The sequence below is a fragment of the Microbulbifer weihaiensis genome (genome assembly GCF_048323715.1).
Classification (GTDB): domain Bacteria; phylum Pseudomonadota; class Gammaproteobacteria; order Pseudomonadales; family Cellvibrionaceae; genus Microbulbifer.
Map to the genome: position 1 here is coordinate 477,045 of NZ_JBLWFL010000001.1, position 25,131 is coordinate 502,175.

The window sequence follows — 25,131 nt, forward strand, 5'->3', positions numbered from 1 at the left end:
TGTTGCGTAAAAATGGGGAAAAACGCCAATTGGAGGGCGCATGAAATCAGTATCGGGAAAGAGGGGTTACACGGCGGCCACAATGGTTTTTGCGGCTGCTTTGTGCAGTGGCAATGTCGCCAGCGCCGAAGAATACAGTATCAAAAAGGGAGAATTTGCCGGGTCTTTTGAGACCTCATTTTTTACGTTTAATGGAGAGACAGTTATTTCAACGATTGCGAATGGCAGTACCGACAAGAAAGGCCCTGGAGAATACCAGAGCCAAACGCTCAGTGACCTGACTTACTTCTCCCCGGCGCGCTATTGCAAAAGTGCGGATGGTCAGTTTGACGGAATCGCATTTTTTGTGTCTAAGTCAAGGGCTGTATTGACGTTCAAAAAGGGGCAGCTTTACCTGGAAGCCGGGTCAGGCAGCGCGCCAGTAAATCCAGATGGTTGTATGTACGTGGACACCAATGATGGCCAGAACCACTTCGAACTCGGGGTGACTTACAATGTCACCGGCGGTTCTGGCAAGTTTTCAGGTGCCAGCGGCAGCCTCTATAGCGAGTCTGAAGGGGTCGTGCTCGAGGCCACCGAAGGCTACGTTGGTGACGCCCTGTTCGGCGCGACTACCGGGAAATTAAGCGGGGACTTTTGTACGGACTGCCCTTAGTCGCAGGTCGAGGACATGTAAGCATGCTTGTAGGAATTCAGCCGGGGCAGTGGTTATTCCCGGCTGCTTTCCTCCACCGCATTTAACAAAAGGCTCAGGGCATCATTAAAACATCCATCCCCATGTAAATGATTGATACCTGGCTCATGCAGATTGGCTGCGATTACGTCGGGCAATCTTAATCCGGGCAATGTCATGCCGAACAGGGCTGGAGATGGTGCAGCCGCTTGTGCTGATCCGCGCTTGTAGACCGACAACCCCTCTTTGTAGGTTTGCAATACCTTGAGATCATCCAGCTGATCTTGTGGCACTGTCAGTGGGTTGTCAGAAAGTACAACGAGATCAGCGAGTTTTCCCACTTCAATAGATCCCTTTTTGTCTTCCTCAAAATGCTGCCACGCTGGCCACAGCGTCATGGCTTTCAGTGCTGTTGCTACCGGTACGCGATGTTGCGGGCCGAGCACGCGGCCGCTGCGGGTGCGGCGCGTCACGGTGGCAGAGAGCACACGCATGGAATCCGGCAGCGCTACCGGCGCATCGTGGTGGGTGCCGAACATCATCCCCTGCTCAAGTATCCAGCCGGTGGGCGAGATATTTTCCGCGCGCTCCGGCCCGAGTACGGATTCCCGGTGATAGTCACCCCAGTAAAAGGTATGCATGGGAAACAGTGAAGGGAAAATCCCAAGTTTCTTGATCTCGTCCACCTGATCCCTGCGCAATGTCTGCCCATGAATCAGTACCGGGCGGTTGTGTACCTTCGGATGCTTGGCTTCGGCGGCCTTGACCGCCTTGATGAACAGGTCGATGGCAGCATCGCCATTGCAGTGCACGATAATCTGCCAGTTGTTGGCATAGGCTTTCTCTACAGCGTCCAGCGTCTGCTGTTCGGTGATGGCGGCATAGCCGCGGTAGTCCTTGTCCTGGCCCGGTGGCGGTTTGAAATAGGGCTTGGTCAGCCAGGCGGTTTTTCCCTGGGGCGAGCCGTCGATGGTGAGCTTGGCGCCGCCCACCCGGAGGTGGTGGTGGTATTCCCGCGTAGGGTGGATATCAGGAACCTCAAGAATATCCGGGTAGACGATCACGTCGATCTTCAACGCGCCGCTGTCTGCCACGCGCCTTAGCGCATTCAACGAGGCGCCGGTGGCCCGCCCCTCCTGCGCGGTGGTGTAGCCATAGGACGCGAGCAGCCTGGTACCTTCGATCGCAAAGCGCTCGTTGGCTTGCGCGTCCAGCGACTTGCCAAAGGCGGCGGCAAGCTGAAAGAACGCATATTCCTCTGCGACCCCATTGGGCGTCTTGGCGTCCGCCTCGCGCTGGAACACGCCGCCTTCCGGGTTTTTGGTGTCAGCAGAGATGCCTGCAATTTTCAGTGCCTTCGAGTTGCCCACACCAATGTGCCCGGACTGGTGAATGATCAGGATCGGGAGTTCTGTGGAAACCTGGTCGAGATCCTTGCGGGTAGGGTGTCGCTGTTCTGCCAGCTGTGAATTGTCGTAGCCGAAACCGACTATCCAGCCGATCTGTTTGATGGCGCTCTGGTTGGCTGAGGCCCAGTCTTTCAGCAGTTTCAGCAGCGAAGGGATGTCTTTGCCCGTGCCGTCCGGCGGTGGCAAAAGATTCGCGGTCATTGCCTGGATGCCGATCATCCATGCGTGACCATGGGAATCCACAAAGCCGGGGAGCATGGTCTTGCCCGCGAGATCAACTTTCTGCGTGTTTACGCCGGCGGTTTTTGACACGTCCTCGTATTTTCCAACCGCGAGGATTTTTCCATCCTTGACTGCCACGGCGTCTGCTTTGGGCTGCGCGTCATTGATGGTAAGGATAGTGCCGTTGTGGAATATGGTGTCCGCTGTGCCTGCGCCCAGCGCCAGTAGCGGGGTTACGCCAAGCAGTGTTGCGATAAATAAGCGCAGAAATACATGCATCAGGTCGGCGACCTCAATAATTGCCGTGTGTCACTGCAATATAGCCCCGATTGCCGGTGCTTCAGTCAAAGCCTTTGGTGCCTGATAAGATTTCGGGGCCAGCGATGAATAACCTCATTCTGGCCCTGACTGCAACGGGTCAAAAGGTGTCAGGCGCATGGATAATCTGACGGGCCCGCTTCTTAAGGTCTGCGAGTTCTTCCGAATCCATTTTGTCCAGTAGGCTCAGCATCATCGCCATACGTGGATTTTCGTTAAAGTACTCGCGTTTCTCCGCGAGGAAATTCCAGTAGAGGCTGTTGAATGGGCAGGCATCTTCGCCGGTTTTTTCCTTCACGTTATAGTGGCAATCCTGGCAGTAATTGCTCATCTTGTTGATATAGCTGCCGCTGCTGATATAGGGTTTTGTAGCTACCAGGCCACCGTCGGCAAACTGGCTCATGCCACGGGTATTGGTGATCTCGACCCACTCGATGGCGTCAATATAAATACCCAGATACCACGCATCGACCTGGTCTGGGTGTACCTGGGTAAGCAGGGCGAAATTGCCGGTAATCATCAGGCGCTGGATGTGGTGCGCATAGGCGTGCTCGAGACTGTTTTTGATCGCCTGGTGCAGGCAGTTCATGCGTGTGTCTGCGGTCCAGTAAAAGTCCGGCAGTGAGTTGTGGTTCTGCAGGCGATTACACCTGGCGTAGCCCGGCATCTCGCGCCAGTAGACTCCGCGCATATATTCACGCCAGCCGAGGATCTGCCGCACGAAACCCTCGACTTCGTTGATGGAAATGGTGTCTTTGTTTTGTTGCCAGTGTGCGATGACTGCATCGATGACTTCGCGGGGGTGTAACAGTTTGCAGTTCATGGCGAAGCTGAGGCGGCTGTGGAACAGGTAGGTCTCGTCCGGATCCATGGCATCCTGAAAGTCGCCGAAGTGCACCAGCAGGTGTGTGCAGAAGTGCCGCAGCACTTTCAGGCAGTCCTCGCGGGTGGTGGGCCAGGAAAAATGCAGCGCATCGATCTGCCCGAACGTCTGTACCCCGGCCTGCTCGATGCGCTGCAGTGTCTCGCGCACATCCTTGCGGAAGCCGCGTTCGTGGGGAATGGCGGGTTCACCTTTCCACTTCTTGCGGTTGCTTTTATCGTAGTTCCACTCACCGCCGGTCGGCGCGTCGCCATCCATCAGTACATTGTGCTGGCGCCGCATATGCCGGTAGAAACTCTCCATCAGCAGTGACTTTTTGCCGTCAAAAAAGCGCGCCAGCTCATCTCTGCCTGTCAGGAAGTGTTCGCTGTCGAAGGCCTCTGATTCGATACTGAGGTCGTCGGCCAGCTGTTGCAGCTGCTGGTCGAGCCGGTATTCGTCGGGCTGTTGATATTCAAATTTCTGGATACCGTGGGAGTGGACCAGGTTGGCGATATTGGTGCCGAGCTTCTGGGTGTTGTCCGGATGGTCGAGGCGGTAGTGGATGACCTGCTTGCCCCGCGCTTGCAGCCACTCCGCAAAAGCTTGCATCGCCTCGAAGAAGGCGACGACTTTCTGGATGTGGTGACGGACGTAGTCGGTCTCCTGGCGCATCTCGGCGATGAAATACAGGGTGTCGGCATCGTCGCTACGGAACCAGGAGTGGCTGTGATTGAGCTGGTCGCCGAGGATCAGTCGCAGGGTTTTCAACAGCTGGTTCCGTCCCTTGGTTACTGATGAGGTGTTTCTGTTTGAAAGTAGTGTGTTCTACGTTCCCCGGCCAGTAACGGTTTTCTCCTGCCTACTTTTCCAGATAGAACTCCGAGTAATTCTTCAAGGCGTTGAAATCGCCGTACAGGTATTTCTGCGGAAACCCCGGTGAAATGACAACGAATCTGACCAGGACGCCCGGTTTCCCGAATGGTCGCTTGAATGGCTCCAGATAGAGCGCCAATGTCAGTGGCTCGGCCGCCAGGGGCCCGACAGGGGCGCGGTAGGTAATTGTACGGTCGGTGACTTCGATGGAGGTTTTGGGGAATTTTGGCAGGGACAGATCCTTCAGGTTGATGTTGTCATTCGCCAGTGACTCAGGTGAGGTTCCGGCTCTGCGCTGTTGCCAGATGGCTTGCTCACGCGCCGAACGGATCTGCTCGAAAACGGACCAGAGATGGTTGTTGAATGTGTTCCAGAACGGATTGACCAGCTCCGGATTGGTACCAAATACCCAGTGGGTTTTCTCCTCGAATAGCCGCGGCTGACTTTCCTGATCTATCTGGGTATGCAGGATACCTGCAAACAGGCGCTGATCCCGCTTGACGGCATTGCGTTCCAGCGCTTCAGGTAGTTGCTGCTGCTTTTCGAAATGGAGATAGGTCTGGTAGTTGCGCCAGACTGCGTATCGTGCGAGTGCGGAAAATATTGCGCTGGCGACTTCACTGCTTTCATTGGGGCGCAGTTTATGGGTGCGAAGCTTGGCCAGCGACTGCTCGAGAAACTCCCGCATTTCCTGTTGCTCGCGGTCGTAAATCGCCTGTGCATCATCCAGTTCGCTGCTGGGATATTCATTTCTGCCGAGACTGAGCTGCTTGGCCGCAAGGGAAATTTGCTCCATGGCTTCGCGTTTCGCGCCAAATCCGGCAAGCCAGTTCACTGATACTGCGATGCATACTACGGATGCCGCCAGCGTAACCAAGGATACCCCCGAGGCCCCTTGCCGGCGATCCGGGAGCAGGAGCAGGATCGCCAGTCCGGCGAGGCTGAGGAGGCCGAGCAGGCCGACTTTACTGGAGTAGCCCTTGACTTCCGCGAACAGGAAGCAAGCCCTGAGCAGGAGCAGGTGTCCGATAATGAAAGGCCAGTAGCCGAAATCGATGCCGGCACCGGGCAGTGCCTGTACCTTGTTCAGGTAGCCATCAGCGATAAACACGATGGTAAGAAAAAGGCCCGAAAGTGACAGCCATTTCGCAGCCCTGATACTTTCTCCATCCGCGCTGGTGACTTCGGGCAGGGCGAAATGTTGCGAATCCTGTGGCTCTGCAGTATCACCACTCACTTGCGCGGCTAGCGACTCTGCCTGGCGGTATTTTTCAAAGTAGAGGCCACAGGACTGGCACTGCTCCGGTGTAATTTCATGGGACTGGCATTTGGGGCAAGCCGGGGCATCGCCGGAGTCATTGGCCGATTGTGATAGCGCGGCAGGCTGGGCGTTCGCTGGCTGATTTTCCAGTCTCACATCCGTTTGTTGCGCGACCTGGTCACGTACTTCGCTGATTTCCCCTAGAGCGCCAATTTTTGCAAACTGTCGCTGGTATGACCTGGCGGTAAACTGGTTGATACCCTCACGGCGAAAGCTGCTGCGGCCATCCAGCAGCGGTAGCGTATCCTCGATCGAGACCTGGAATATGTTAGCGAGGGCAGTGGCAACCTCGCCGGGCTTGGCTGAAGGGTGCAGCTTTCCGTTGAATTCAAAGGTATAGCGCTTCATGTTGCTTAGGCCAGCGGGTTGCGAATCAGCTGGCAGCAAAAGGCCAGCAGCATGAGTTGTTCCGTGGTCGTCCGCTCCGAATCCAGCAACTTTATTGCGGGCTCGGGCTCCAGGTATACCAGAGCCACGAGATTGCCACCGGCGTTGAGTACCGGGCGCGCGGAATCGAGCAGCCATTGCTGATCGCCGTTGTGTGTGGCCTTGCCCGCGCGCTTCCTGCGCATAAAACCGAACAGTTTTCCCAGGTACTCCGAATAGGTGGCGACGGTGCCGAGGGCGGTGTTTTCCAGCAACTGGTCACGTATCTGGTTCGCCAGCTCCTGTCCGCTATGGGTGACCCGTATATGCCGGTGCCACTGAAAAAGCTGCATGCCCCCTGCGTCGCATAGTTCGGCGCTCTCTGCGGAGTGCTGCAAACTGGCGATATGGGTGCCGTTATCGTTGTAGATCCGGTGCTGGATACGGCCAATTTTGGTATTGCACTGTTCAAGTACAGCGATACGTTCCTGGTGCTGGCTATCGCTCAGTGAATAGAGCTGTCGAGGCTGCAGCCAGCGCGGCAGGCAGATAATGGTCAGTAACAGGAAGGCGATGCCGGAAATAGTGACCAGGAGATTTTGCTGAAGGTGGACCGACAGAAAATGCAGTAAATAGCGCTGCAAGATCAGCCCGACAAATGTGCAGGCCAGCAGGAGTACCAGTGGATTCCAGTAGGCTGAATAGGTGTCTAGCTTTACCGCAGATTGACCCCGCTGGGTTTTGATCTCCTGCGTATGAGGCAGGCTGACCAGTGGCGGCGCTATCCTGTGGGATTCCGGGATCAGGATTGTCTGGTCGTGTTTGGTCGATTTGCTGTGCTTGGTGGTTTCTGTAATTCCGGCCTTAAAACACTCGGGGGTAAACTGGATTTTCAGCTCGGTGCGCAGCCCCACTTTGGTCAGCTTCTGTTGCCAGGATCGCGCACTGGCCCAGTCCAGTTTTTTCTTGATCGTTACCACCTTGCCGGACAGCAAGCGGTTCGCTACTGACGGCTCGAGCCCAAATTGCTTTTGCAGGTTTAGCCCCACGTGCTCCACTGAGCGCCCTTCGACAACGCGTCCGCGCGTGATTACTTGGTACTTTTCCATTTAGTCGTCACCAATACCTAGGCGCGATTCAATAGTGGCGGCACTGTATCGGCCAAGTAATAGCAGAGCGACTGCACCGGTGAGCGTGACCAGCGGAAACAGGGCAATATCATTCTCGAAAGGCTGGAAGTTTGCGTGCATTGCAGATAGCGCGGCGAGCAGCCAGAGGGCACTGGCGATCAGGCGGATCAGGTTTTGTCGGCGTACCTGGCGCAGCACTATGACAAACCACGCGGAAGCAAGTGGCTTTTCTTTCAAAATTGGTTCTCCATAACCAATGGGGAGGCAGGACTCCACCGCGAAAGATATTGAAGGGCGTGAAGGCGCTGTGATCCCGCTCGCCCGCGTCGTGGAAAACGGGTGCGGGGCAGGTGCGCGGTTCCGCAATTTTTGTGTGACGTGTTTTATAACATGGTTCCGACGGAAAATGGGAGGTCTGGAGGTGGGTGAAAAGGGGTTGGTTGGTAATCACATACCGTCGGCTGTGTGTAGTTTGCTGCAACCAGGCCGGCTCTTTCTTTGTATTCTGTAACCACTTTGCACGAGAGACGCGCAGGCCAGGGCTGACTTCAGCTACGAGAGGTGTTTTTCGAAAGGATATGTACTCATTTGATGGCAGCCTGTCTAAAGACGGCGGGCGCGGCGACGCTCCTCACCTCTGCTCGGCATCCGCCGGACTACAATTGCTGGCGACTGCAAATAACGAACAGACTCGCTGAGGCGGCGCGCAGCTCGTGCCGGAAAGGGATTTTGACGCATAGCCAAGAGTATTCCACGGGCCGGAGAGGACACACGGCGCTGCAACTTGCGGTGCTGGTGGTACCGATCACGATTACGCTGTGGCTATTGACGCTGCTGGATCCGGTACATGCCCAGGGTGCACTGGTTTTTGGCATCGAGTGGGTGCCGAGCCTTGGGGTGGCACTTTATTTTCTGGTTGATGGCCTCAGCCTGCTTTTCGCGCTGCTGGTTAGTGGTATCGGTATTTTTGTCACTGTCTATGCTGCCGGTTACCTTCGCGGTCACCCTCTGTTGCCGCGTTTTTACTTTTATTTATTGTTGTTCATGTCTGGCATGCTCGGCCTGGTGCTGGCAGGCAACTTGATCACGCTGTTTGTATTCTGGGAAATTACCACGCTTGCCAGCTACCTGCTGATCGGTTTTGACCATGCCAGCGCCACCGCACGGCGATCGGCATTACAGGCGCTACTGATTACCGCTCTCGGTGGCCTGGCATTGCTTGCGGGACTGCTTCTGCTGGGCATTACCGCGGGTAGTTTCGATCTGCTAGTCGTGTTGGCGCAGGGCGAGCGGATGCGGGAAAGCCCACTCTACACCGCAATTTTTACACTCATTATTCTTGGTGCCTTTGCAAAATCTGCACAGGTTCCCCTCCATTTCTGGTTGCCCAATGCTATGGCGGCCCCGACTCCGGTGAGTGCCTATTTGCATTCAGCGACCATGGTCAAGGCCGGCATCTATCTGATCGCGCGGCTGCATCCGGTGCTGGCTTCCACTGACCTGTGGATCTGGACTCTGACGCTGGTAGGGGCTGCTACGGCGGTCATGGGCGCGGTGATGGCATTGCGCCAGACCGACCTCAAACTGGCCCTCGCGTACACGACATTGGTGGCGCTGGGCACCTTGACCATGTTTCTGGGTTCTGACGACACCGTGGCGGTGGCGGCCGCGGTCACATTTATCCTGGTGCATTCTTTTTATAAAGCGGCGCTGTTTATGGTGGTGGGCATTGTCGATCACCAGACTGGTACCCGGGATCTCCATGCATTGGGCGGTCTGGCCGGGCGGCTGCCGGTGACGTTTATTGCCGCGTTGGCGGCGGGTCTCTCGATGGCGGGCTTCCCGCCCTTTCTCGGTTTTATCGGTAAGGAACTGAAGTACGAGGGCGCCCTGGCAATTGCCACGGAGCCGGTGCTGGTGGCCGGGGCGGCAGTGTTTGCCAATGCGCTTATGGTGGCTGTGGCTGCCACGGTGGTACTGAAGCCCTTCTGCGGCCGTCGGCCTGCAGCGCTGGCCGAGGTCCGCGAGGCACCGGCGGCTTTGTGGGTCGGGCCACTGCTGCTCGCCGCCCTGGGGTTGACCTTCGGCCTGGCACCGGGGCTGGTCGCGGACAGTCTGGTGCAGCCCGCGGTGACTGCGATCCTTGGCAGGCCGGAAGTGGTAAAGCTGAAGCTCTGGCACGGGATAAATCTGCCTCTGCTTTTGAGTGTACTGACGCTGGCATTGGGGGTTGCCGCCTTTGTGTGGCAGCACCGCACCCGGGCGCTGCTGAGTCTGGCGGCGCGCTGTCTTCCCTTTAGTGCAGACCGTTTCTGGGATCGCGCGCTGGCCGCGTTGCGGCGGGGTGCGTATGTGCAGACGCGTTTTCTGCAGCACGGTTTTCTGAAGGGTTATCTGGCGGTGACCTTCGGGGCCGTAGCTGTCTGTCTGTTATGGGTACTGGCAGATAGTGGCGGTCTGTCGGGTGAGCTGAACTGGCCCAGCCTGACCGTCAAGGGATGGGCGGCGTTGGCTCTGGTGCTGGCAGGTACGCTGGTGGCGGCCGGCTGTCGTGAGCCGCTGACGGCGATTTGCAGCCTGGGCGCCATGGGAGTGGGCATCGCGCTGATTTACCTGTTCTTCGGCGCGCCGGATGTGGCGATCACACAATTACTGGTGGAGACCCTCTTCCTGGTGCTGGTGGCCCTGGTTTTGCACCGCCTGCCGTTGGCCAGCGAGATCCATATTCCCCGGTGGCGCATCGCCGATGCTGCGCTGGCCGCATCGGTGGGGATCGCCGTTACCCTGACGATGCTGGTGGTGCTGCAACAGCCATTCGACAGCGGTACTAAAGACTACTTTGAGCAGGCTGCGGTGCCGGAGGCATTCGGGCGCAATATCGTCAACGTCATCCTGGTGGACTTCCGTGCCCTGGATACATTCGCCGAGGTGGTAGTGGTTCTGATCGCCGCTGTGGGGGCTGCCGCCCTGCTCGGGGGCTCACTGAGGCGCAGGGGATCGCAACAGCTGAAAAACCCGGGGCGCAGGTTGTGAATTCCATTGTGCTGCAGGGGGCAACACGCCTGTTGGTAGCCCTGCTGCTGTTGTTTTCGGTCTACATGCTGCTGCGCGGCCACAATCTGCCGGGCGGCGGATTTATCGCCGGCCTGATTGCGGCGGCAGCGTTCATTCTCTATGCATTGGCCTGGGATGTCCGCACTGCGCGCGTGGCGCTGCGTGTCTCGCCGACGCGACTGGCCGCCAGCGGCGCACTGCTGGCGGCGCTGTCTGCAGTACCTGGTGGGTTGTGGGGGCAGCCGCCCTTCACCGGTCTGTGGCTGTTTGTTGGCGGTGATGCAGGTGACAAGGGCGTACCCCTCAGTACGGTTTTGCTGTTCGATATCGGGGTTTACCTGACGGTACTGGGCTCGGTGCTGACCCTGTTCTTTACCCTGGAGGAAGACTGACGTGGAAACGGCCCTGGCTGTACTCGTCGGCATCATGGCCGCTACAGGTGTTTACCTGATGCTGACGGCTAACCTGCTGCGTTACATGTTTGGCCTGGTGTTGCTGAGCAATGCTGCGAATCTGGCGATCTTTGCCGTTGGTCGGCTAACGCGTGCGGTGCCGCCGTTGGTGCCGGAAGGACTGAAAGCACCGGCGGAGCCGGTGGCGAACGCTCTGCCGCAAGCGATGATTCTGACAGCGATCGTTATTGGCTTTGGCTTGCTGGCATTCACGCTGGCGCTGATTGTGCGCTGCTATCGCGATCTGGGTACCCTCGATGCCAGCACCATGCGTCTGGCGGAGCCCCCCATGGCCGATGGGGAGCACTGACTTGGGCTGGCTGCTGGCGCTGCCATTTTTGATCCCCATTGTCGCCGGGCTTCTGGCGCTGATGGTCCGCAACAAAGTGTGGCTGGCACGCACCATCGGACTGTTCGGGTGTGTTGCGTTGCTGCTGGTGACCGCGGGCATTTTCATTTTGGTCATCCGGCACGGGCCGCTCGCGGCGCAGATGGGTAACTGGCCTGCCCCTTTTGGTATTACGCTGGTGGCTGATCGGCTCAGCGCCATCATGCTACTGGTCGCCGGGCTGGTGGGGGTGTCGGTGGCGGTGTTTGGGCTGGCGGATATCGACCGGCGTCGTGAGCGGTTGGGCTACCAGGGATTTTTCCAACTGCTGTTGGCTGGTGTCTGTGGCAGTTTTGTCACCGGCGACCTGTTCAACCTCTACGTCTGGTTCGAGGTGATGCTCATCGCTTCGTTCGCGCTGCTGGTGCTGGGCGGCGACCGGCTGCAGCTGGATGGTGGCATTAAGTATGTGGCGCTTAATCTCGTATCGACCTTGCTGATGCTGATCGCTATTGGGTTGATATACGGTCTCACCGGCACTCTGAATATGGCAGCCCTGCATCTGGCGATGGCGGAGGTACAGCAGCCGGCTGCAATCAATACGCTGGCAGTGTTGTTTATCGGTGCATTTGGCATCAAGGCCGCATTGTTTCCTCTGTTTTTCTGGTTACCTGCGTCTTATCACGTACCGCCGGTGGCGGTCACGGCAGTTTTTGCCGGGCTGCTGACCAAGGTGGGGGTCTACGCACTAATACGGACTTTCACGCTGATTTTCCCGGCAGACCTGGCTCTGGCACACGAGCTGCTGTTGGCAATGGCACTGCTGACCATGGTCACCGGTGTTCTGGGTGCGGCAGCGCAATACGAATTCCGTAGAATTCTTGCTTTTCACATCATCAGCCAGATCGGGTTTCTGGTACTCGGGCTGGCGCTGTTCAGCCCGCTGGCGTTGGCTGGCTCCATCTTTTACATGGTCCACAATATTGTGGCCAAGACCAACTTGTTGCTGATTAGCGGTACTGCCCGGCGCATGGTGGGTAGTTTCGAACTGGCAAAAATCGGAGGTCTTTACCGTGCAAGCCCGTTGCTGGCCGCGCTATTTTTTATCGCTGCGTTCAGCCTTGCAGGCTTCCCGCCGCTTTCTGGCTTCTGGGCCAAGCTTCTGCTGGTGATGGCAAGTCTGGAGCAGGCGGCCTACTGGGTGGTGGCGGTAGTGCTACTGACGGGCGCGCTGACCCTCTATTCGATGAGCAAAATCTGGGCCGGGGCATTCTGGGAGCCCCATCCGCACAATGGCCCAAAGCCACTGCGCATGTTCGATCCATCAGAGCGCCTACAGCGGCTGGCACCGTCGGTGGTACTGGTGATTGTTACCCTGGGCCTGGGTTTATTTCCGGAGCCGATGATCGCGTTTTCCAAGGCTGTGGCGGAGGAACTGTTAAACCCGACCGGTTACATCGATGTGGTTTTGAACGGGCGCGGAAACTGAGGGCATAGGGGTGAATACAGCGTGAAGCTTTTTCTGATGAATATTCTTCTGGCGATCAGCTGGTCAGCCCTGACCGGCAATGCTTCGCTGGCGAACTTTATGGTGGGGTTTGCGATTGGCTACGGTGCCATTGCGCTGTCGCCGGTGCACTCGGGACGCCGGGAATACTTCCGCAGGTTGCCACATATCCTGGGGCTGTCACTTTTTTTTCTGCGCGAACTGCTGGTGTCCGGCCTGCGTACTACGCGTGAAGTTCTGTCCCCGATACGGCGCAGTCGTCCACAGGTAATTCGCGTGCCCACCGAGCTGCGCGACCGCAACCAGCTGCTGCTGTTTTCTCAGCTGGTTTCGCTGACGCCCGGTACTCTGGTGCTTGACGTTTCGCCAGCGGGCGATGCCCTGTATGTACACACGATGTTTGTGACCGATGCGGAAAAATTTCGCAGCGAGCTTCGTGATGGTCTGGAAAAAAGGATTCGGGAGGCTCTCGGCTGATGTTACAGATGATCATGGAAGGGCGTTCACCATTGTTGACTCTCGCGGTGAACGTCGCATCCTGGTTCTTGTTGCTGGCGTTAGCCTTGAGTTTTTACCGCCTCGTTCGCGGCCCATCGCTGGCTGACCGGGTGGTGGCGCTGGATGTGCTGAATATCCTCGCAGTGGCTTACTGTGCGCTGTTGGCGATCGCGTCCGGCCGGGCGATTTATCTGGACGCGGCGATCGCACTGGCTCTGGTGGCCTTTCTGGTAACAGTGGCCTTCGCACGCTTTGTGGAGCGCAGCGAAGCGGTTTCCCCTCCGGGAGCCGATGCGGGAGGTCACCGTGGTGATCGCTGAAGTGCTGCTGGCATTGCTCATTCTTGCGGGAAGCTTTTTCGGCCTTGCCGCGGCCGTGGGACTGGTGCGAATGCCGGATATCTATATGCGCATGAGTACTTCAGGAAAGGCCGCGACCCTGTGTTGCGGATTGCTTTTATGCGGGGTGGCACTTCTTTTCCAGGATGCGCGCATAACTGCGCGGGCTGTGGCTGCAATCTTGTTTCTCTTCCTGACGGTGCCGGTGGGTGCTCATATGATTGCGCGAGCCGCATTCCGTACCGGCTCGCCTATGTGGGGCAGGCCGGGTACTGATCAGGATGTGAAACTGGATGCGTCGGATCAGGAGTTGTGAGTAGCCGTACCAGACCCCAATTTGGTCTGCAGACGGCGGGACATATGGCTGCTCAAGTTTGCATGGGAGTTTGTGGATTGCACCACAGCTGGCGGTAGCTGCCGCCGGGATCGTACTGCTCGGCCTGCCGTTGAATATTGAAGCGTCGATCACGGGGGGCATTGCCCACGCCGCTGTTGTACATCCAGTTGCCATAATTGCTGTGGACGTCGTAGTCGATCAGCAGGCTTTCAAACCAGGCGGCACCAATGCGCCAGTCCTGTTTCATTTCCCGGGCCCAGAAACTGGCCACGTTCTGCCGGCCGCGGTTGCTCATCCAGCCGGTCAGTGCCAGCTCACGCATATTGGCATTTATAAAGTCGTACTGTGTTTCCCCACGGATCCAGTTCTGCAGCGTTTGCGTGTCGTGGTGCCAGTCGTACTCCTGCCCGCGGATACCATTGAGGCTGAATATTCGGTCGCAATGCTTGCGGGATATGTATTTAAAAAAATCCCGCCACAGCAGCTCGAACACCAGCCAGTAAGTGTCTTCATTGGCAATGACGTCACGCTCAAACGCACGCAACGCCCAGTAGACCTGGCGGGGGGACAGGCTGCCGTTGGCCAGCCACGGAGACAGCTTACTGCTGTATTCGGTGCCGATAAGGCCATTGCGCGTCTGCTTGTAACGAGTGATGTTTTCACTCTGCCAGAAGTAGTGTGTCAACCGTTGCGCCCCCGCTGTACTGCCGCCTGCAAATGGAAAGGCGCTACGAGGGTCGATAGAAAAACCATCCAGCCCAAGATCCACGAGGGTTGGGAGCTCGCCCTCTGGCACCGGAGCGCGACGATTTTCGGCTGGGCACGCCGGTGGTATCGCAAGCGCTGCACGTACATTCCAGTTGGCTTCCACCACCTTGCGGAACGCGGTAAAAACTTCAGGTATCTCGGAAACATCCCCGTATGGGAGATCATCCGGATGCACGAGAAACTGGTCGTAATATGCGTGCAGCTTGAGCGTTTGGTTTTGCCGGTGCGTGCGCAGGTGACCAATCTCAATGCGCTCGTCCCGCGTCCATTCCTGCTGCAGGTAAATATCTCGAATTCCGCAATCTGTCGCCAGCGCGGTGATTTCATCGGCAGGGAAACCGCGGCGTATGATTAGCGGTATATTGAGTGCTCGAAGCTGGCGGCGAAGATCCTGCAGGCTCTGCAGGAGAAACTGTGCGCGAAATTTTTCGGTGCGCAGAAAGCCGTTGGCGTCGCGCTGGAAAAACTTGGGATCGAAACAGTAGAGCGCGATGACCCGCCCTTTACCTGCACATGCGGCGGTGAGTGCGGCATTGTCCGCGCAGCGGAGGTTGTTGTGAAACCAGACCAGGTTCATGGCGGGCGTTGCTGCTGCTTGCGCTGACGACGACAGCGTTCACTGCAGTAGCGGACACTGTCCCAGCTGTGTTTCCATTTGCGTCGCCAGAGGAAGGGGCGCTGGCACACTGGGCAGATTTTCGCTGGCAGATCCGACTTGCGCTTCACGGTCTGAACCCGGTGTACTTTCGCAACGGCTTCAGTCCCGCAGAATTTCCCTGGAGATGATCAGTTTCATGATCTCATTGGTGCCCGCGTAAATACGCTGGACGCGCGCGTCGGCCCAGGCGCGGGCGATGGGGTATTCCCACATATAGCCAAAGCCGCCGTGCAATTGCATACATTCATCGAGCAGCTTGCACTGGAAATCGGTAGCCAGCAGCTTGGCCTTGGCGGCAGTGGATACGTCCAGTTTGCTGTCGTAATGCAGTTCCAGGCAGCGGTCGATGAACACCCGCAGAGCGGTGAGTTCACTGTCGAGTTCGGCGAGTTTGAACTGGGTGTTCTGGAAGGCGGCGATTGGCTTGCCGAACGCTTTGCGTTCTTTCACGTAATCGATGGTCCAGCCAATGGCGGCCTCGCAGTTGGCGATGGCATTGACGGCAACGCTGAGACGCTCCTGCGGCAATTCCTGCATCAGATAGATAAATCCCTGGCCTTCACCCCCCAGCAGGTTTTCCACCGGCACTTTCACATCGTCGAAGAACAGTTCCGAGGTGTCCTGGGCTTTCATGCCCACTTTTTCCAGGTTGGTGCCTTTCTTGAATCCGGGAGAGTCGGCTTCCACCAGCAGCAGGCTGACGCCGGCGGCCCCTTCGCCGGGGTTGGTTTTGGCAACCACTACTACCAGGTCTGCGTGCTGGCCGTTGGTAATGAAGGTTTTGGAACCGTTGAGGACGTAATGATCCCCATTTTTAATCGCGCTGGTGCGAACTCCCTGCAGGTCCGAGCCGGCGCCGGGTTCCGTCATGGCAATTGCGGTGACTATATCGCCACTGATACAGCCGGGCAGGTACTTCTGCTTCTGTTCTTCGGTGCCGTAATTGACGATGTAAGGCACGGCGATATCCGAGTGCAGTCCCCAGCCGATTCCGGTCAGACCCAGTCGGGAAATCTCTTCATCAACGATGGCGTTGTAGCCGAAGTCGAGCTCGAGGCCACCGTACGCCTCGGGAACTTGCGGGCACAGAAAGCCCATGGCGCCAGCTTTGCGCCACAGCTCGCGGTCGACCTGCCCGTCTTTTTCCCACTGGTGGTGATAGGGAGCGGCCTCGGTTTCGAGGAACTTGCTGACGCTGTCGCGAAACTGTTCGTGTTCAGTGGTATAGACCGTTCTTTGGATCATATGCGGTGCCGATTATTTTTTTTAAGGATTGTCAGTCCCAATAAATTAGCTCATGTCCCAAGCGTCGCAATAGCGAATAGCGCGGATTCTTGCCTCGGGCATTAAGAATCCTGATTTGTTTCCGAAGTCTTATTCGGAAACGGCCTAATCGGTGGATTTGGGTGCCGTACACTGAGAGGAGTATTTCCGAAGAGCGCAATCGAGAGGTAAACCAATGGCTGACAATCTTCTGGAAATGGCGGTTCGCCATTTGGGGTCTTCAGGGCTGGGTGCGCTGGGCAAGGCCTTGGGGCTACCGGACGGCCAGGCTGAACCTGCATTCACGACCAGTGCGGCATCGGTGATCGCCAGTATGTTGAACAAGGCCGGTAGCGAGAGCGGCCTGGGTGCGTTGATGAATCTCGTCACTGAGAGCAATTCTCTGGACTTGTCATCCCCGGCTGACATCTTCACGGATCCGGGGAAAATGACCAGCCTGCAGCAGGCTGGTGGCAGTCTGCTCGATGGGATTCTCGGAACCAAGCGCGATGGCGCAATTGGTGTGCTGTCATCGGCGCTGGGGCTGGACAGCACCAAGAGCGGCAGCCTGCTGCGTATTGCGGCGCCGGTGATCATGTCCCTGGTGGGCAAGCTGGTGAAGAGCAAGGGGCTGAATATGGGTGGCCTCGCCGCGCTGCTGCTGGGGCAAAAGGCCCATGTGCGCGACAAGATTCCGCCAGGCCTGCTGAAAGAGCTGGGCGTGGCAAACCTGGATGAACTGGCCGAGCGCACGGTGGTGGAAACCACCCCGCGCGAGAAGGTACGCGCGGCGGCAACGCCGCCACCGGCCAGGAAAGGGGGTATCGGCAAATGGCTGTGGCCGCTGTTGATCGCCCTGGGTGTGCTCTGGGCGCTGAATATGTGCGCTAAAAAAGACCGGCTGGATGATGGCACCGGAGCGGTGATCGAACAGCAGGAGGAAGTGATCGTCGAGGAAACACCTACAGAGCCCATGGAAACGGCCCCGGATACCGGGCCTGTGGAACCCATGGAAACCTCCCCGATGCCGCCGGCTACAGATGAAGCGACTGCTGACTTCGGTACGGCATTCCGGGAGTACCTGGCCAACGCCCAGCGGGATCCGAACCGCGAGTTTGCCCTGAATATCGAATTCCCGACCGATGGCAGCATGCCCAATGCGGAGTCCCTGCCAGACGTACAGACGCTGATCAAGATCATGCAGGAATTCCCGGGGCTGTCCATTGCGCTGGAAGGGCATACTGACACCGATGGCGACGCTGCGGCCAACCAGAAGCTGTCTGAATCTCGTGCCCAGGCGGTGATGAAGATGCTGACGGATGCCGGCATCGACGCGAGTCGCGTAAGCGCCACCGGTATGGGATCTTCCAGCCCGATTGCCGACAACGACACTGAAGAGGGCAAGCAGAAGAACCGCCGCATTGCGGTGAAGGTGACCAGCTTCAGCGAGTAATGACGAGGTACTAGGTCTGAACCCAAAAAAACCCGCGGCATGCCGCGGGTTTTTTTATGTGCACATTAACTGCGGAATTTTTCCCGGTAGGCGCCTGGTGCCAGGCCGGTCCACTTCTTGAACGCGCGATTGAAAGCACTGGGTTCGGAGAAGCCAAGCCGCTCGGCAATTTCTGCGACGGCGGTTTCCTGCTGCTTCAGCTGGTACATGGCCATATCGCGGCGCACGGAATCCTTGATGTCCTGCCAGCTATTGCCTTCATCCTTCAGGCGTCGACGCAGCGTCTGTGGCGACGTGTACAGGCGTTCGGCCACATCGTCGAGGGAAAGGTTCTCGATGCTGTTGTCGCTCTGCAACATGCGGCGTATGCGGCCGGTAAAACTGTTGTCAGACTTGTACTGGGTCAGCAGGCATTCCGGCGCACGCGAGAGAAACTCCGATAGCTGTTGAGCGTCGCGCACCAGCGGCATGCTCAGGTAGCGGGTGCTGAACACCAGGCAGGTTTCCTTCTGGTGGAAGTAGTGCCGGCAGGGGAACATGTCGTTGTATTCCTCATCGTAGTCCGGCGGCGGAAAAGCCAGGTGCACCCGCTCCAGCAGGATGGTGCGATCGATCAGCCAGCTGAAAAAACGCAGCCAGATCACCGCAATGGACTCGACGAAGTTCTGGTTCGGCAGCTGCTTGGCGTTGCCGTGATGGAAGATCAGGCGGGCCTCCTCGCCGTCGTCTACCAGTTTGATGTGCAGGTCATCGCTCACCATACTGACGAAGCGCCCGGAGCGCAGCAGGGCGCGGCGCAGGTTGGGGCAGCCAAGCACGGCGTGTCCCATCATGGCAAAGGTGCCCGGCTGCCACGGACGTGCCAGGTACCCGCCGGACTCGTCCCCCAGCAGATCCCACAACTGGCGCAGCAGGCGCGCCAGCTGCTCGCGCCCAATGCGTGCGTCCGCTTCGGCACTGCTCGCCGGGTCAATGTCGGCATCGCGCAGCAGCTGTTCGCAGTCGATGCCAGCGGCGCGCGCGCCCACAAGATGTGCGTGCACGGTGGCGGCCAGAATCCCCTTTTGCGCGTAGTGTGCCTGCTGTTCTTCTTGCTGCCCGGTGTGCGCGGAGGTATCCCCGCTGGCACCTGGCTGAATTTCTGTCTCCATGGTCACGCTTCCGGCTAATTTTTTGGCTCTCATCGGCGTGGCGGATTATGCAAAAAGGTGCATAAAAAGTCCCGTCCCGACGGTGGCAGATCGCCCGCAGCTTGGTGTGATGTGACCGTTCCGTGCTACAAATGCGGGAAAGTTTATGTCCAAGGGAGTAAATCTTGAGTCAGTTACCCAGTGTATTGAACCCCACCATTTGCAGGCGGCTGTTGATTACCTACCTGATTGAGCAGTTGCCGAAACCCAATAACCCTGCTCTGGAGGAGGTCACCGGCTGGCCCCGCCGCACCGTGCAGGACATCATCGCCAAGGGATTGCCGGGGCACGGCACCCGGGTGGCGTTCGTGCAGCAGGGGGTGCGCAATAACGATGGTTATTACTCGCTGGAGGACTGGGGATCGATTGACCGGGAATGGGTATACCGGCACCTGACGGCGATTTGCCAGGCGTTGGAACTGGCGCCGGAGAAGGTGCCGGCGCCGCAGGAGAGCTGAGCGGGTAGGGGAGAGACCGGCTTACTGCGCCGGGGAATCTCGCTGCAAAATGGTGTTGACCTGATTCAACAGCTCCGGGTCTGAGCGCAGCTGCTCGGCAATGGACTGGTATTCCTCTTTGCTGAGGCCCGCGCCCTGTACGGCGGAAAGCATTTTGCCCTGGGCTTCTACGTTGATCGCTTCTGCGGCAGCGGCATCGGCGGCAGCTTTGAGTTTGGGGGCATATTCGCGGCTGAGATCCACGATTGCGCGGTACGCATCGGCAAATTTTTCAAGCTGTGCCTGACTGACAGTTTCGGCAAATGCACCGCCGGCGGCGAGCAGCAGTGCAAGGGCCGCGGTGTAGATAAAGTTTGGCTTCATGAGCACCTCTCGATTTATCGGATAAAACGCATCTGTGCGGGGCGCACGCCCAGCGTTTTTGGAGGGCTACAGAGCCTTGGCGGGATTGGGCGGCAAAGCTGCTGTCTGCAAAGGGTAGTCGTTATTGGGTCGCGCTTGCGTTATTCGCCGCCATCCTGCGAGGGTGTTGACCGGTGTCTCAGAACAGGCCGAGGAACTTTTTGCGCTTCTTCAATGATGCTTCGCAACTGTTGAGTTGCCGCTGGTAACTTTGGGAGCGCGCGGAAACCTTGTGGGCGACATTCTGGAGCCATTTTTTGTTGCGGTAAGTGCGGCGGTTAAAGCCGCCATGCCCCTCGTGGTAGGCGAGGTACAGGCTGTAGGTGTCGTTGGGCTTGATACGGCACTGGCGCTGGCTGGTGTTGTGGTACCAGCCTACGAAGTCGATCGCATCGGCAAAGTCATCGCGATCGGCGCCGTAGTTACTGGTGGCGCGCTGGTAGCCGCGCCAGGTAGCGCCAAGCGCCTGGGCGTAGCCGTAGGCATCCGAGGGGCGCGGGCCGGGAAAGATCCACAGGATCCGGGTGCGCGGTGGCTTGGCGTCGTGTACGAAGCGGGATTCCTGGTGCAGGGTCGCCATCATGCTGGCGATGGGTGTATTCCATTTGCGCGAGGCTTTGGCGGCATCGTGATACCAGTCGTCTTTCTCACGGAATATCTCACAGATATCGTCCGTATTACTGGGCGGGGTGGTAGCGCAGCCCGCCGCCAGCAGCGGCAGGGCGAGTAGCGCGAGTTTGAGCTTGTTATTGTTGTCAGCCATCAGTCTCGGTCGGGTTGCTTCACACTTTGGATTTTATGGTCTTTACGCCATCGGCGGTGCCGAGTAACAGGATATCAGCTGGACGGGCCGCGAACAGACCGTTGGTTACCACGCCGGTGATATTGTTGATCGCGGCTTCCAGCTCAATGGGCTTGGCGATCTGCATGTTGTGTACGTCGAGGATGACGTTGCCGTTGTCTGTCACCACGCCTTCCCGGTAAACCGGGTCGCCGCCCAGTTTAACCAATTCCCGCGCCACATAAGAACGCGCCATGGGTATCACTTCAACCGGCAGCGGGAAGTCCCCGAGTACCTTCACCCACTTGCTCTCGTCAGCAATGCACACAAACTCATCGGAACAGGCGGCGACGATCTTCTCGCGGGTGAGGGCGGCACCGCCACCTTTGATCAGCTCCAGCAGCGGGTTGGTCTCATCTGCGCCGTCAACGTACACGCGAATGCTGTCCACGGCGTTGAGGTCGTAGACCGGGATGCCGTGGGATTTGAGTCGCTCAGCGGAGGCTTCCGAACTGGCGACGGCGCCATCGAACAGGCCTTTTTTCTCGGCCAGGAAGTCGATGAAAAAATTCGCTGTGGAGCCCGTGCCCACACCGACGATGGTCTCGGCCTCCAGCATGGGGGTGATGTATTCGACGGCGGCGCGGGCGACTTCGCGCTTGAGTTGATCCTGGTTCATGGGTGGTCCTGCGTCCTTTTGTGCAACTTTTGCTATCAAAAATTCGGTTTTCGAATATTTTTTCGCGCAAAAATGGTTTTAAAGTGGCTTTGCTGCTGTGTAGGGATTAGACTGGCGGGCTCTGTATAATCTACCGGCTGCCGATTTCTGTCATGCCCAAGTCCTATATCAAGCGCATTTTAGACGCGCGTATTTACGATGTCGCCACTGAAACCCCGTTGGAGCCGATGCGGCAGCTGTCCCATCGCACGGGTAATCGCATTCAGCTGAAGCGTGAAGACCTGCAAGCGGTGTTTTCATTCAAGATTCGTGGCGCTTATAACAAGCTGCTGCAATTGCCCCAGGAACAGCGTGCGCGCGGTGTGATTGCCGCCTCCGCCGGCAACCACGCCCAGGGGCTGGCGATGGGTGCCCAGCAGCTGGGTATTCGCGCCACCATCGTTATGCCTTCCACAACACCAGCGATCAAGGTGAACGCGGTGCGCATGCGCGGCGCGGAAGTGGTACTGCACGGCGATACGTTTGACGAGGCGGCGGCACGGGCGAGGGAGCTGGTGGAAGAGCGCGGGCTGGTGTTCGTGCATCCGTATGATGACCCGGACGTGATCGCGGGCCAGGGCACGGTAGCGATGGAACTGCTGCGCCAGCAGCCGGGCCACCTCGATGCGGTGTTTATTCCCGTAGGCGGCGGCGGCCTGGCTGCCGGTATGGCGGCATACATCAAATATGTGCGGCCGGAGATCAAGGTCTATGCGGTGGAGCCGGAAGATGCGGCCTGCCTGAAAGTGGCCATGGATGCCGGCTACCGCGAGCGCTTGCCGCAAGTTGGCCTGTTTGCTGACGGCGTCGCGGTAGCGCAGATTGGCGAGGAAACCTTCCGGGTATTGCGCGAGACCATCGACGGTGTGATCACGGTAACGACCGACGAGATTTGTGCGGCGATCAAGGATATCTTCGAAGACACGCGTTCGATTGCCGAACCGGCTGGTGCCGTGGGCCTGGCGGGACTGAAAAAGTACATAGAAGAGAGCGGCTGCCAGAATCAGGCGCTGGCTACGGTGTGCAGCGGCGCCAATACCAATTTTGATCGCCTGCGCTATATCAGCGAGCGCACCGAGATTGGCGAGAAGCGCGAAGCGGTATTGGCAGTGACGATCCCCGAGAGGCCTGGCAGCTACCTGCAGTTCTGCCGCGATCTGGGCGACCGCTCCATTACCGAATTCAATTACCGCTTTGCCGGCGGCGACAGCAATGGCAGCGAGGCGCATATCTTTGTCGGCATGCAGGTGACGACGGATGCCGATCGCCAGCAACTGGTGCGACAGTTGGCCGAGCGCGATTACCAGGTGACGGATCTCACCGACAATGAGATGGCGAAGTTGCATATCCGCCATCTTGTCGGGGGGCGTGCGCTGGGGGTGGAGAATGAAGTGGTCTACCGCTTTGAATTCCCGGAGCGCCCCGGGGCCTTGCGCAACTTCCTGGAGCAGTTGGCGGGGCGCTGGAATATCACCCTGTTCCACTACCGCAACCACGGTGCAGCCTACGGGCGGGTACTCGTTGGCCTGGAAGTGGCGGAGGCCGATCGGCCGGCGCTGCGCGAGTTACTGGATCAGCTGCATTACCCTTTCTGGGATGAGACCGAGAACCCGGCCTATCGCTTCTTTTTGGCCCGCGGCGCCTGATCGGGCACAGGTCTTGCACCCGACTGGTGCGTCGCGCCCCGGCCCTTGCGTCGAGTAGTTCACAGCAAGCGATCTGTCGAACTTGCAATTTCTGAAATGTGAGGTTTCTCTCAAAAAAAAATACTTGACGGGTTACTATTTGGCCACTGATCGAGTATCTTTTAACCGGTTGACGAGACGTTGAATCTTTAGTGAAAAGGCCGAGAACTTTTTGCGGAGAGGCAGTCTAAGACACCGGACCGGCGGCGCAGATCGCCGGCAGATACCAAAAGATTCGAAAACTACAAGATTCGAAATTTACAGGATGGTCCCATGAAGCCCGATGCATTGACACTCGCAGTAGTTGTCTTTGTCGCGGGGGTGTTGCTGAGCAGTGCCGGCCTGACAGAGGTGTTCTCCTCTGATCAGGAAGAAGCTCCGGCGGCGCTTCAGCAGGGCGTGGTTACTCGCTAACCTCGCAGCCCGCGCGTAGCAAAATCAAAAAAGCCGAACCCCAGGGTTCGGCTTTTTTGTTTCCGGGGTTGTGGTATCGCCAGGTGGCGCTAGTCGCAGTGGTACAGGCGCTGATCGGTGGCGACCATCGCGAGGGGAATATCCCAGTTATCCACAGGTAACCTGTCGACACATTGCAGTTGGTGCGCGGTACCGATCAGCCTGGGGCCGCAGCCCGGCAGCTGGTGCTTGAAGGCGAAGGTGCGGTCGTAGAGACCGGCGCCCATACCCAGGCGACCGCCATGGGGATCGAACGCGACCAGAGGCAGCAGTACCACGTCGAGAAAGTGCGGCGCACGCAACTGGCTGTGGGTTTTGCCACTGAGTGGCTCGGGAATGCCGTAGCGGTTGCGGAAACTCAGGGGCTCGCCGTACCAGCGATGAAAGGCCAGCTTTTGCCTGGGGCGCTGTGGCAGTACTGGCAGGTAAAACTTCTTGTCCGGAAAGCGTTCCAGCAGGAGGCGCAGGTCGACTTCGCCATCCATCGGCCAGTAGATACCTATATGCTGCGCCTGTCGTATGTCCGCACTCAGTGCCAGGCGATTGCACAGGCGGCGGCTGGCGGTACGTTGCTGATTGGCATTCAGTGCGCGGCGCGCAGTGCGCATGAGGCGTCGCAGCTGAGACTTCGGCAGCTTGCCCGCGTTGGATAAAGTGTGGGGATCCGGCATCGGTCAGGTGTGCACAGAAAGGAAATAAAAGAGCCCCGGAAGATGCGGCTGATGACGTAGCCTTGAACCGTAAGGCTCAAGGTGGCGGTTCCCGAGATGCATTAGGCTTTCCGCTACGTGGCGGACTTGCACACCAGCACCCGCTGGAAACCTCCAGGGTGATATTATCGGCTCGAGGACATAGTCAACTGGCCAACCCTCCAGGGCCAGACGAAGTATAACTCTTGGGGCTACAAAAGGCTAAAGGGCTTTTGCCGGAAAATGTGCTCCGGGCGCCAATGTCAAGAGTATCCAGGTGCGGGAGTGGCGCGAGCCGGGGAATCAGGACGCGTCGAACTTGCTCAATGCAGCCTGCACTTTTTCGTGCAGGCGCTCAATCATCTGCTCTTCCACTGGCTGGCGAGCGAGCTCCGCCTTGGCCTGGATCAGTTCGTGAGCAATATTGAGGGCTGCCATTACGGCGATACGTTCGCCGCCGATGACTGAACCACTGTTGCGGATGCGGGCCATGCGTTCATTGAGCAGTTTTGCCGATGCCTGCAGGCCGGCCTGCTCTTCTTCCGAGCAGGCAACGCGATACTCCTTGTCGAGTATGGTTACGGCCATGGTGGCGGTGTTCTGGGGTTTGCTGCTCATTGGTTTTCTTGGTTCAGCCCTTTCAGGCGGTTGATCATGGTTTCAACCCGGCTGCGGGCCGCTTCGTTGTTCTGGATTAACCGTTGGCGTTCATGTTGCCACTGGCTTTGCTGTTCACGCAGTGCGCGATTGTCGGCGGCCAGTTGCTGGAGCTGGTTGATCAGCGTATCCAACTTGAGTTCTAACGCCTGTATTTTGTCCATATTTCCTGCGTTTACGATTCGCCGCGAACCCCTGCGGCTGATGTCGGGCAGGGTCGCCGGCAACGGGACTACCTGCGGGCGGCGGTTTACTCGAATGAAGC

Annotated in this window: 27 protein-coding genes and 1 other RNA gene; 12 read left to right on the forward strand and 16 right to left on the reverse strand. The window is 58.1% G+C overall.

What is annotated here, in order from left to right; all coding sequences use genetic code 11:
• Window positions 1-40 precede the first annotated feature (40 nt).
• A complete protein-coding gene (locus ACNKU7_RS02030; protein WP_418295288.1) occupies window positions 41-655 on the forward strand; it encodes a hypothetical protein in 615 nt (204 codons plus the stop codon).
• Window positions 656-708: 53 nt separating this feature from the next.
• On the opposite strand, the gene ACNKU7_RS02035 is transcribed toward ACNKU7_RS02030, so the two are convergent.
• From ACNKU7_RS02035 to ACNKU7_RS02055, 5 genes are all read right to left on the reverse strand, one after another.
• Window positions 709-2,583, reverse strand: a complete 1,875-nt coding sequence (locus tag ACNKU7_RS02035) for an amidohydrolase (RefSeq protein WP_418295289.1) — start codon at window positions 2,581-2,583, stop codon at window positions 709-711.
• A gap of 139 nt (window positions 2,584-2,722) precedes the next feature.
• Entirely contained in the window at window positions 2,723-4,255 is a 1,533-nt protein-coding gene (locus tag ACNKU7_RS02040; RefSeq protein WP_418295290.1) for a cryptochrome/photolyase family protein, read from the reverse strand.
• Between the two features lie 91 nt (window positions 4,256-4,346).
• A complete protein-coding gene (locus ACNKU7_RS02045) occupies window positions 4,347-6,029 on the reverse strand; it encodes a hypothetical protein (protein WP_418295291.1) in 1,683 nt (560 codons plus the stop codon).
• 5 nt (window positions 6,030-6,034) lie between these two features.
• Window positions 6,035-7,156 (reverse strand): hypothetical protein, encoded by a 1,122-nt coding sequence (locus ACNKU7_RS02050; protein ID WP_418295292.1) that lies wholly within the window; start codon window positions 7,154-7,156, stop codon window positions 6,035-6,037.
• Complete coding sequence (locus ACNKU7_RS02055; protein WP_418295293.1) at window positions 7,157-7,414, reverse strand: hypothetical protein; 258 nt, start codon at window positions 7,412-7,414, stop codon at window positions 7,157-7,159.
• Window positions 7,415-7,906: 492 nt separating this feature from the next.
• Between ACNKU7_RS02055 and mbhE the strand changes: the two genes are divergently transcribed.
• From mbhE to mnhG, 7 genes are read left to right on the forward strand one after another with little or no spacing between them, the layout of a single operon-like run.
• Complete coding sequence (gene mbhE, locus ACNKU7_RS02060) at window positions 7,907-10,210, forward strand: hydrogen gas-evolving membrane-bound hydrogenase subunit E (protein WP_418295294.1); 2,304 nt, start codon at window positions 7,907-7,909, stop codon at window positions 10,208-10,210.
• Entirely contained in the window at window positions 10,207-10,623 is a 417-nt protein-coding gene (locus ACNKU7_RS02065) for a Na+/H+ antiporter subunit B (RefSeq protein WP_418295295.1), read from the forward strand. Before mbhE ends, ACNKU7_RS02065 begins: the two co-directional genes overlap by 4 nt.
• A 1-nt stretch (window position 10,624) precedes the next feature.
• Window positions 10,625-10,993, forward strand: coding sequence for a Na+/H+ antiporter subunit C (locus ACNKU7_RS02070; protein ID WP_418295296.1), 369 nt, complete (start codon window positions 10,625-10,627; stop codon window positions 10,991-10,993).
• Entirely contained in the window at window positions 10,980-12,500 is a 1,521-nt protein-coding gene (locus tag ACNKU7_RS02075) for a Na+/H+ antiporter subunit D (RefSeq protein ID WP_418295297.1), read from the forward strand. Before ACNKU7_RS02070 ends, ACNKU7_RS02075 begins: the two co-directional genes overlap by 14 nt.
• A 21-nt stretch (window positions 12,501-12,521) precedes the next feature.
• Window positions 12,522-12,995 carry a Na+/H+ antiporter subunit E gene (locus ACNKU7_RS02080; protein ID WP_418295298.1) on the forward strand — a complete coding sequence of 158 codons (474 nt, stop codon included), beginning with the start codon at window positions 12,522-12,524 and terminating at the stop codon, window positions 12,993-12,995.
• A complete protein-coding gene (locus ACNKU7_RS02085; protein WP_418295299.1) occupies window positions 12,995-13,336 on the forward strand; it encodes an MrpF/PhaF family protein in 342 nt (113 codons plus the stop codon). Before ACNKU7_RS02080 ends, ACNKU7_RS02085 begins: the two co-directional genes overlap by 1 nt.
• Window positions 13,308-13,670 (forward strand): monovalent cation/H(+) antiporter subunit G, encoded by a 363-nt coding sequence (mnhG, locus tag ACNKU7_RS02090; RefSeq protein WP_418295300.1) that lies wholly within the window; start codon window positions 13,308-13,310, stop codon window positions 13,668-13,670. Before ACNKU7_RS02085 ends, mnhG begins: the two co-directional genes overlap by 29 nt.
• Window positions 13,671-13,722: 52 nt before the next feature.
• Here the strand turns inward: mnhG and ACNKU7_RS02095 are convergent, their stop codons facing one another.
• From ACNKU7_RS02095 to ACNKU7_RS02105, 3 genes are read right to left on the reverse strand one after another with little or no spacing between them, the layout of a single operon-like run.
• The gene (locus ACNKU7_RS02095) at window positions 13,723-15,036 is read right to left on the reverse strand and encodes a DASH family cryptochrome (RefSeq protein WP_418295301.1); all 1,314 of its coding nucleotides are present in this window, start codon (window positions 15,034-15,036) and stop codon (window positions 13,723-13,725) included.
• Window positions 15,033-15,185, reverse strand: coding sequence for a DUF2256 domain-containing protein (locus tag ACNKU7_RS02100; RefSeq protein WP_418295302.1), 153 nt, complete (start codon window positions 15,183-15,185; stop codon window positions 15,033-15,035). Before ACNKU7_RS02100 ends, ACNKU7_RS02095 begins: the two co-directional genes overlap by 4 nt.
• A gap of 31 nt (window positions 15,186-15,216) precedes the next feature.
• Window positions 15,217-16,362: an acyl-CoA dehydrogenase family protein gene (locus ACNKU7_RS02105; protein WP_418295303.1), complete on the reverse strand. Its 1,146-nt coding sequence runs from the start codon at window positions 16,360-16,362 to the stop codon at window positions 15,217-15,219.
• A 214-nt stretch (window positions 16,363-16,576) separates the two neighbouring features.
• On the opposite strand from ACNKU7_RS02105, the gene ACNKU7_RS02110 reads away from it, so the two are divergent.
• Entirely contained in the window at window positions 16,577-17,833 is a 1,257-nt protein-coding gene (locus tag ACNKU7_RS02110) for an OmpA family protein (RefSeq protein ID WP_418295304.1), read from the forward strand.
• Between the two features lie 65 nt (window positions 17,834-17,898).
• Here ACNKU7_RS02110 and ACNKU7_RS02115 read toward each other — a convergent pair whose 3' ends face one another.
• Window positions 17,899-18,984, reverse strand: coding sequence for an AraC family transcriptional regulator (locus ACNKU7_RS02115; RefSeq protein ID WP_418295305.1), 1,086 nt, complete (start codon window positions 18,982-18,984; stop codon window positions 17,899-17,901).
• Window positions 18,985-19,148: 164 nt separating this feature from the next.
• Here ACNKU7_RS02115 and ACNKU7_RS02120 point away from each other — a divergent pair, with 164 nt between their 5' ends.
• Complete coding sequence (locus ACNKU7_RS02120) at window positions 19,149-19,481, forward strand: helix-turn-helix domain-containing protein (protein ID WP_418295306.1); 333 nt, start codon at window positions 19,149-19,151, stop codon at window positions 19,479-19,481.
• Between the two features lie 21 nt (window positions 19,482-19,502).
• Here the strand turns inward: ACNKU7_RS02120 and ACNKU7_RS02125 are convergent, their stop codons facing one another.
• The 3 genes from ACNKU7_RS02125 to rpiA all read right to left on the reverse strand — a co-directional run bounded on the left by ACNKU7_RS02125 (window position 19,503) and on the right by rpiA (window position 21,343).
• A complete protein-coding gene (locus tag ACNKU7_RS02125; protein WP_418295307.1) occupies window positions 19,503-19,844 on the reverse strand; it encodes a DUF4168 domain-containing protein in 342 nt (113 codons plus the stop codon).
• 178 nt (window positions 19,845-20,022) lie between these two features.
• Complete coding sequence (locus tag ACNKU7_RS02130) at window positions 20,023-20,646, reverse strand: transglycosylase SLT domain-containing protein (protein WP_418295308.1); 624 nt, start codon at window positions 20,644-20,646, stop codon at window positions 20,023-20,025.
• A 19-nt stretch (window positions 20,647-20,665) separates the two neighbouring features.
• Window positions 20,666-21,343, reverse strand: a complete 678-nt coding sequence (gene rpiA / locus ACNKU7_RS02135; protein ID WP_418295309.1) for a ribose-5-phosphate isomerase RpiA — start codon at window positions 21,341-21,343, stop codon at window positions 20,666-20,668.
• Between the two features lie 152 nt (window positions 21,344-21,495).
• Between rpiA and ilvA the strand changes: the two genes are divergently transcribed.
• Together ilvA and ACNKU7_RS02145 are read left to right on the forward strand one after the other, a co-directional pair.
• Window positions 21,496-23,028, forward strand: coding sequence for a threonine ammonia-lyase, biosynthetic (gene ilvA, locus ACNKU7_RS02140; protein ID WP_418295310.1), 1,533 nt, complete (start codon window positions 21,496-21,498; stop codon window positions 23,026-23,028).
• Window positions 23,029-23,340: 312 nt separating this feature from the next.
• Window positions 23,341-23,481: a hypothetical protein gene (locus tag ACNKU7_RS02145; protein WP_418295311.1), complete on the forward strand. Its 141-nt coding sequence runs from the start codon at window positions 23,341-23,343 to the stop codon at window positions 23,479-23,481.
• A gap of 89 nt (window positions 23,482-23,570) precedes the next feature.
• On the opposite strand, the gene ACNKU7_RS02150 is transcribed toward ACNKU7_RS02145, so the two are convergent.
• The 4 genes from ACNKU7_RS02150 to ACNKU7_RS02165 all read right to left on the reverse strand — a co-directional run bounded on the left by ACNKU7_RS02150 (window position 23,571) and on the right by ACNKU7_RS02165 (window position 25,093).
• A complete protein-coding gene (locus ACNKU7_RS02150; protein ID WP_418295312.1) occupies window positions 23,571-24,191 on the reverse strand; it encodes a 5-formyltetrahydrofolate cyclo-ligase in 621 nt (206 codons plus the stop codon).
• 28 nt (window positions 24,192-24,219) lie between these two features.
• A non-coding RNA gene (ssrS, locus tag ACNKU7_RS02155) (6S RNA) lies at window positions 24,220-24,401 on the reverse strand.
• Window positions 24,402-24,512: 111 nt separating this feature from the next.
• Window positions 24,513-24,827 (reverse strand): cell division protein ZapA, encoded by a 315-nt coding sequence (locus ACNKU7_RS02160; RefSeq protein ID WP_418295313.1) that lies wholly within the window; start codon window positions 24,825-24,827, stop codon window positions 24,513-24,515.
• Entirely contained in the window at window positions 24,824-25,093 is a 270-nt protein-coding gene (locus ACNKU7_RS02165) for a TIGR02449 family protein (protein WP_418295314.1), read from the reverse strand. Before ACNKU7_RS02165 ends, ACNKU7_RS02160 begins: the two co-directional genes overlap by 4 nt.
• Window positions 25,094-25,131 lie beyond the last annotated feature (38 nt).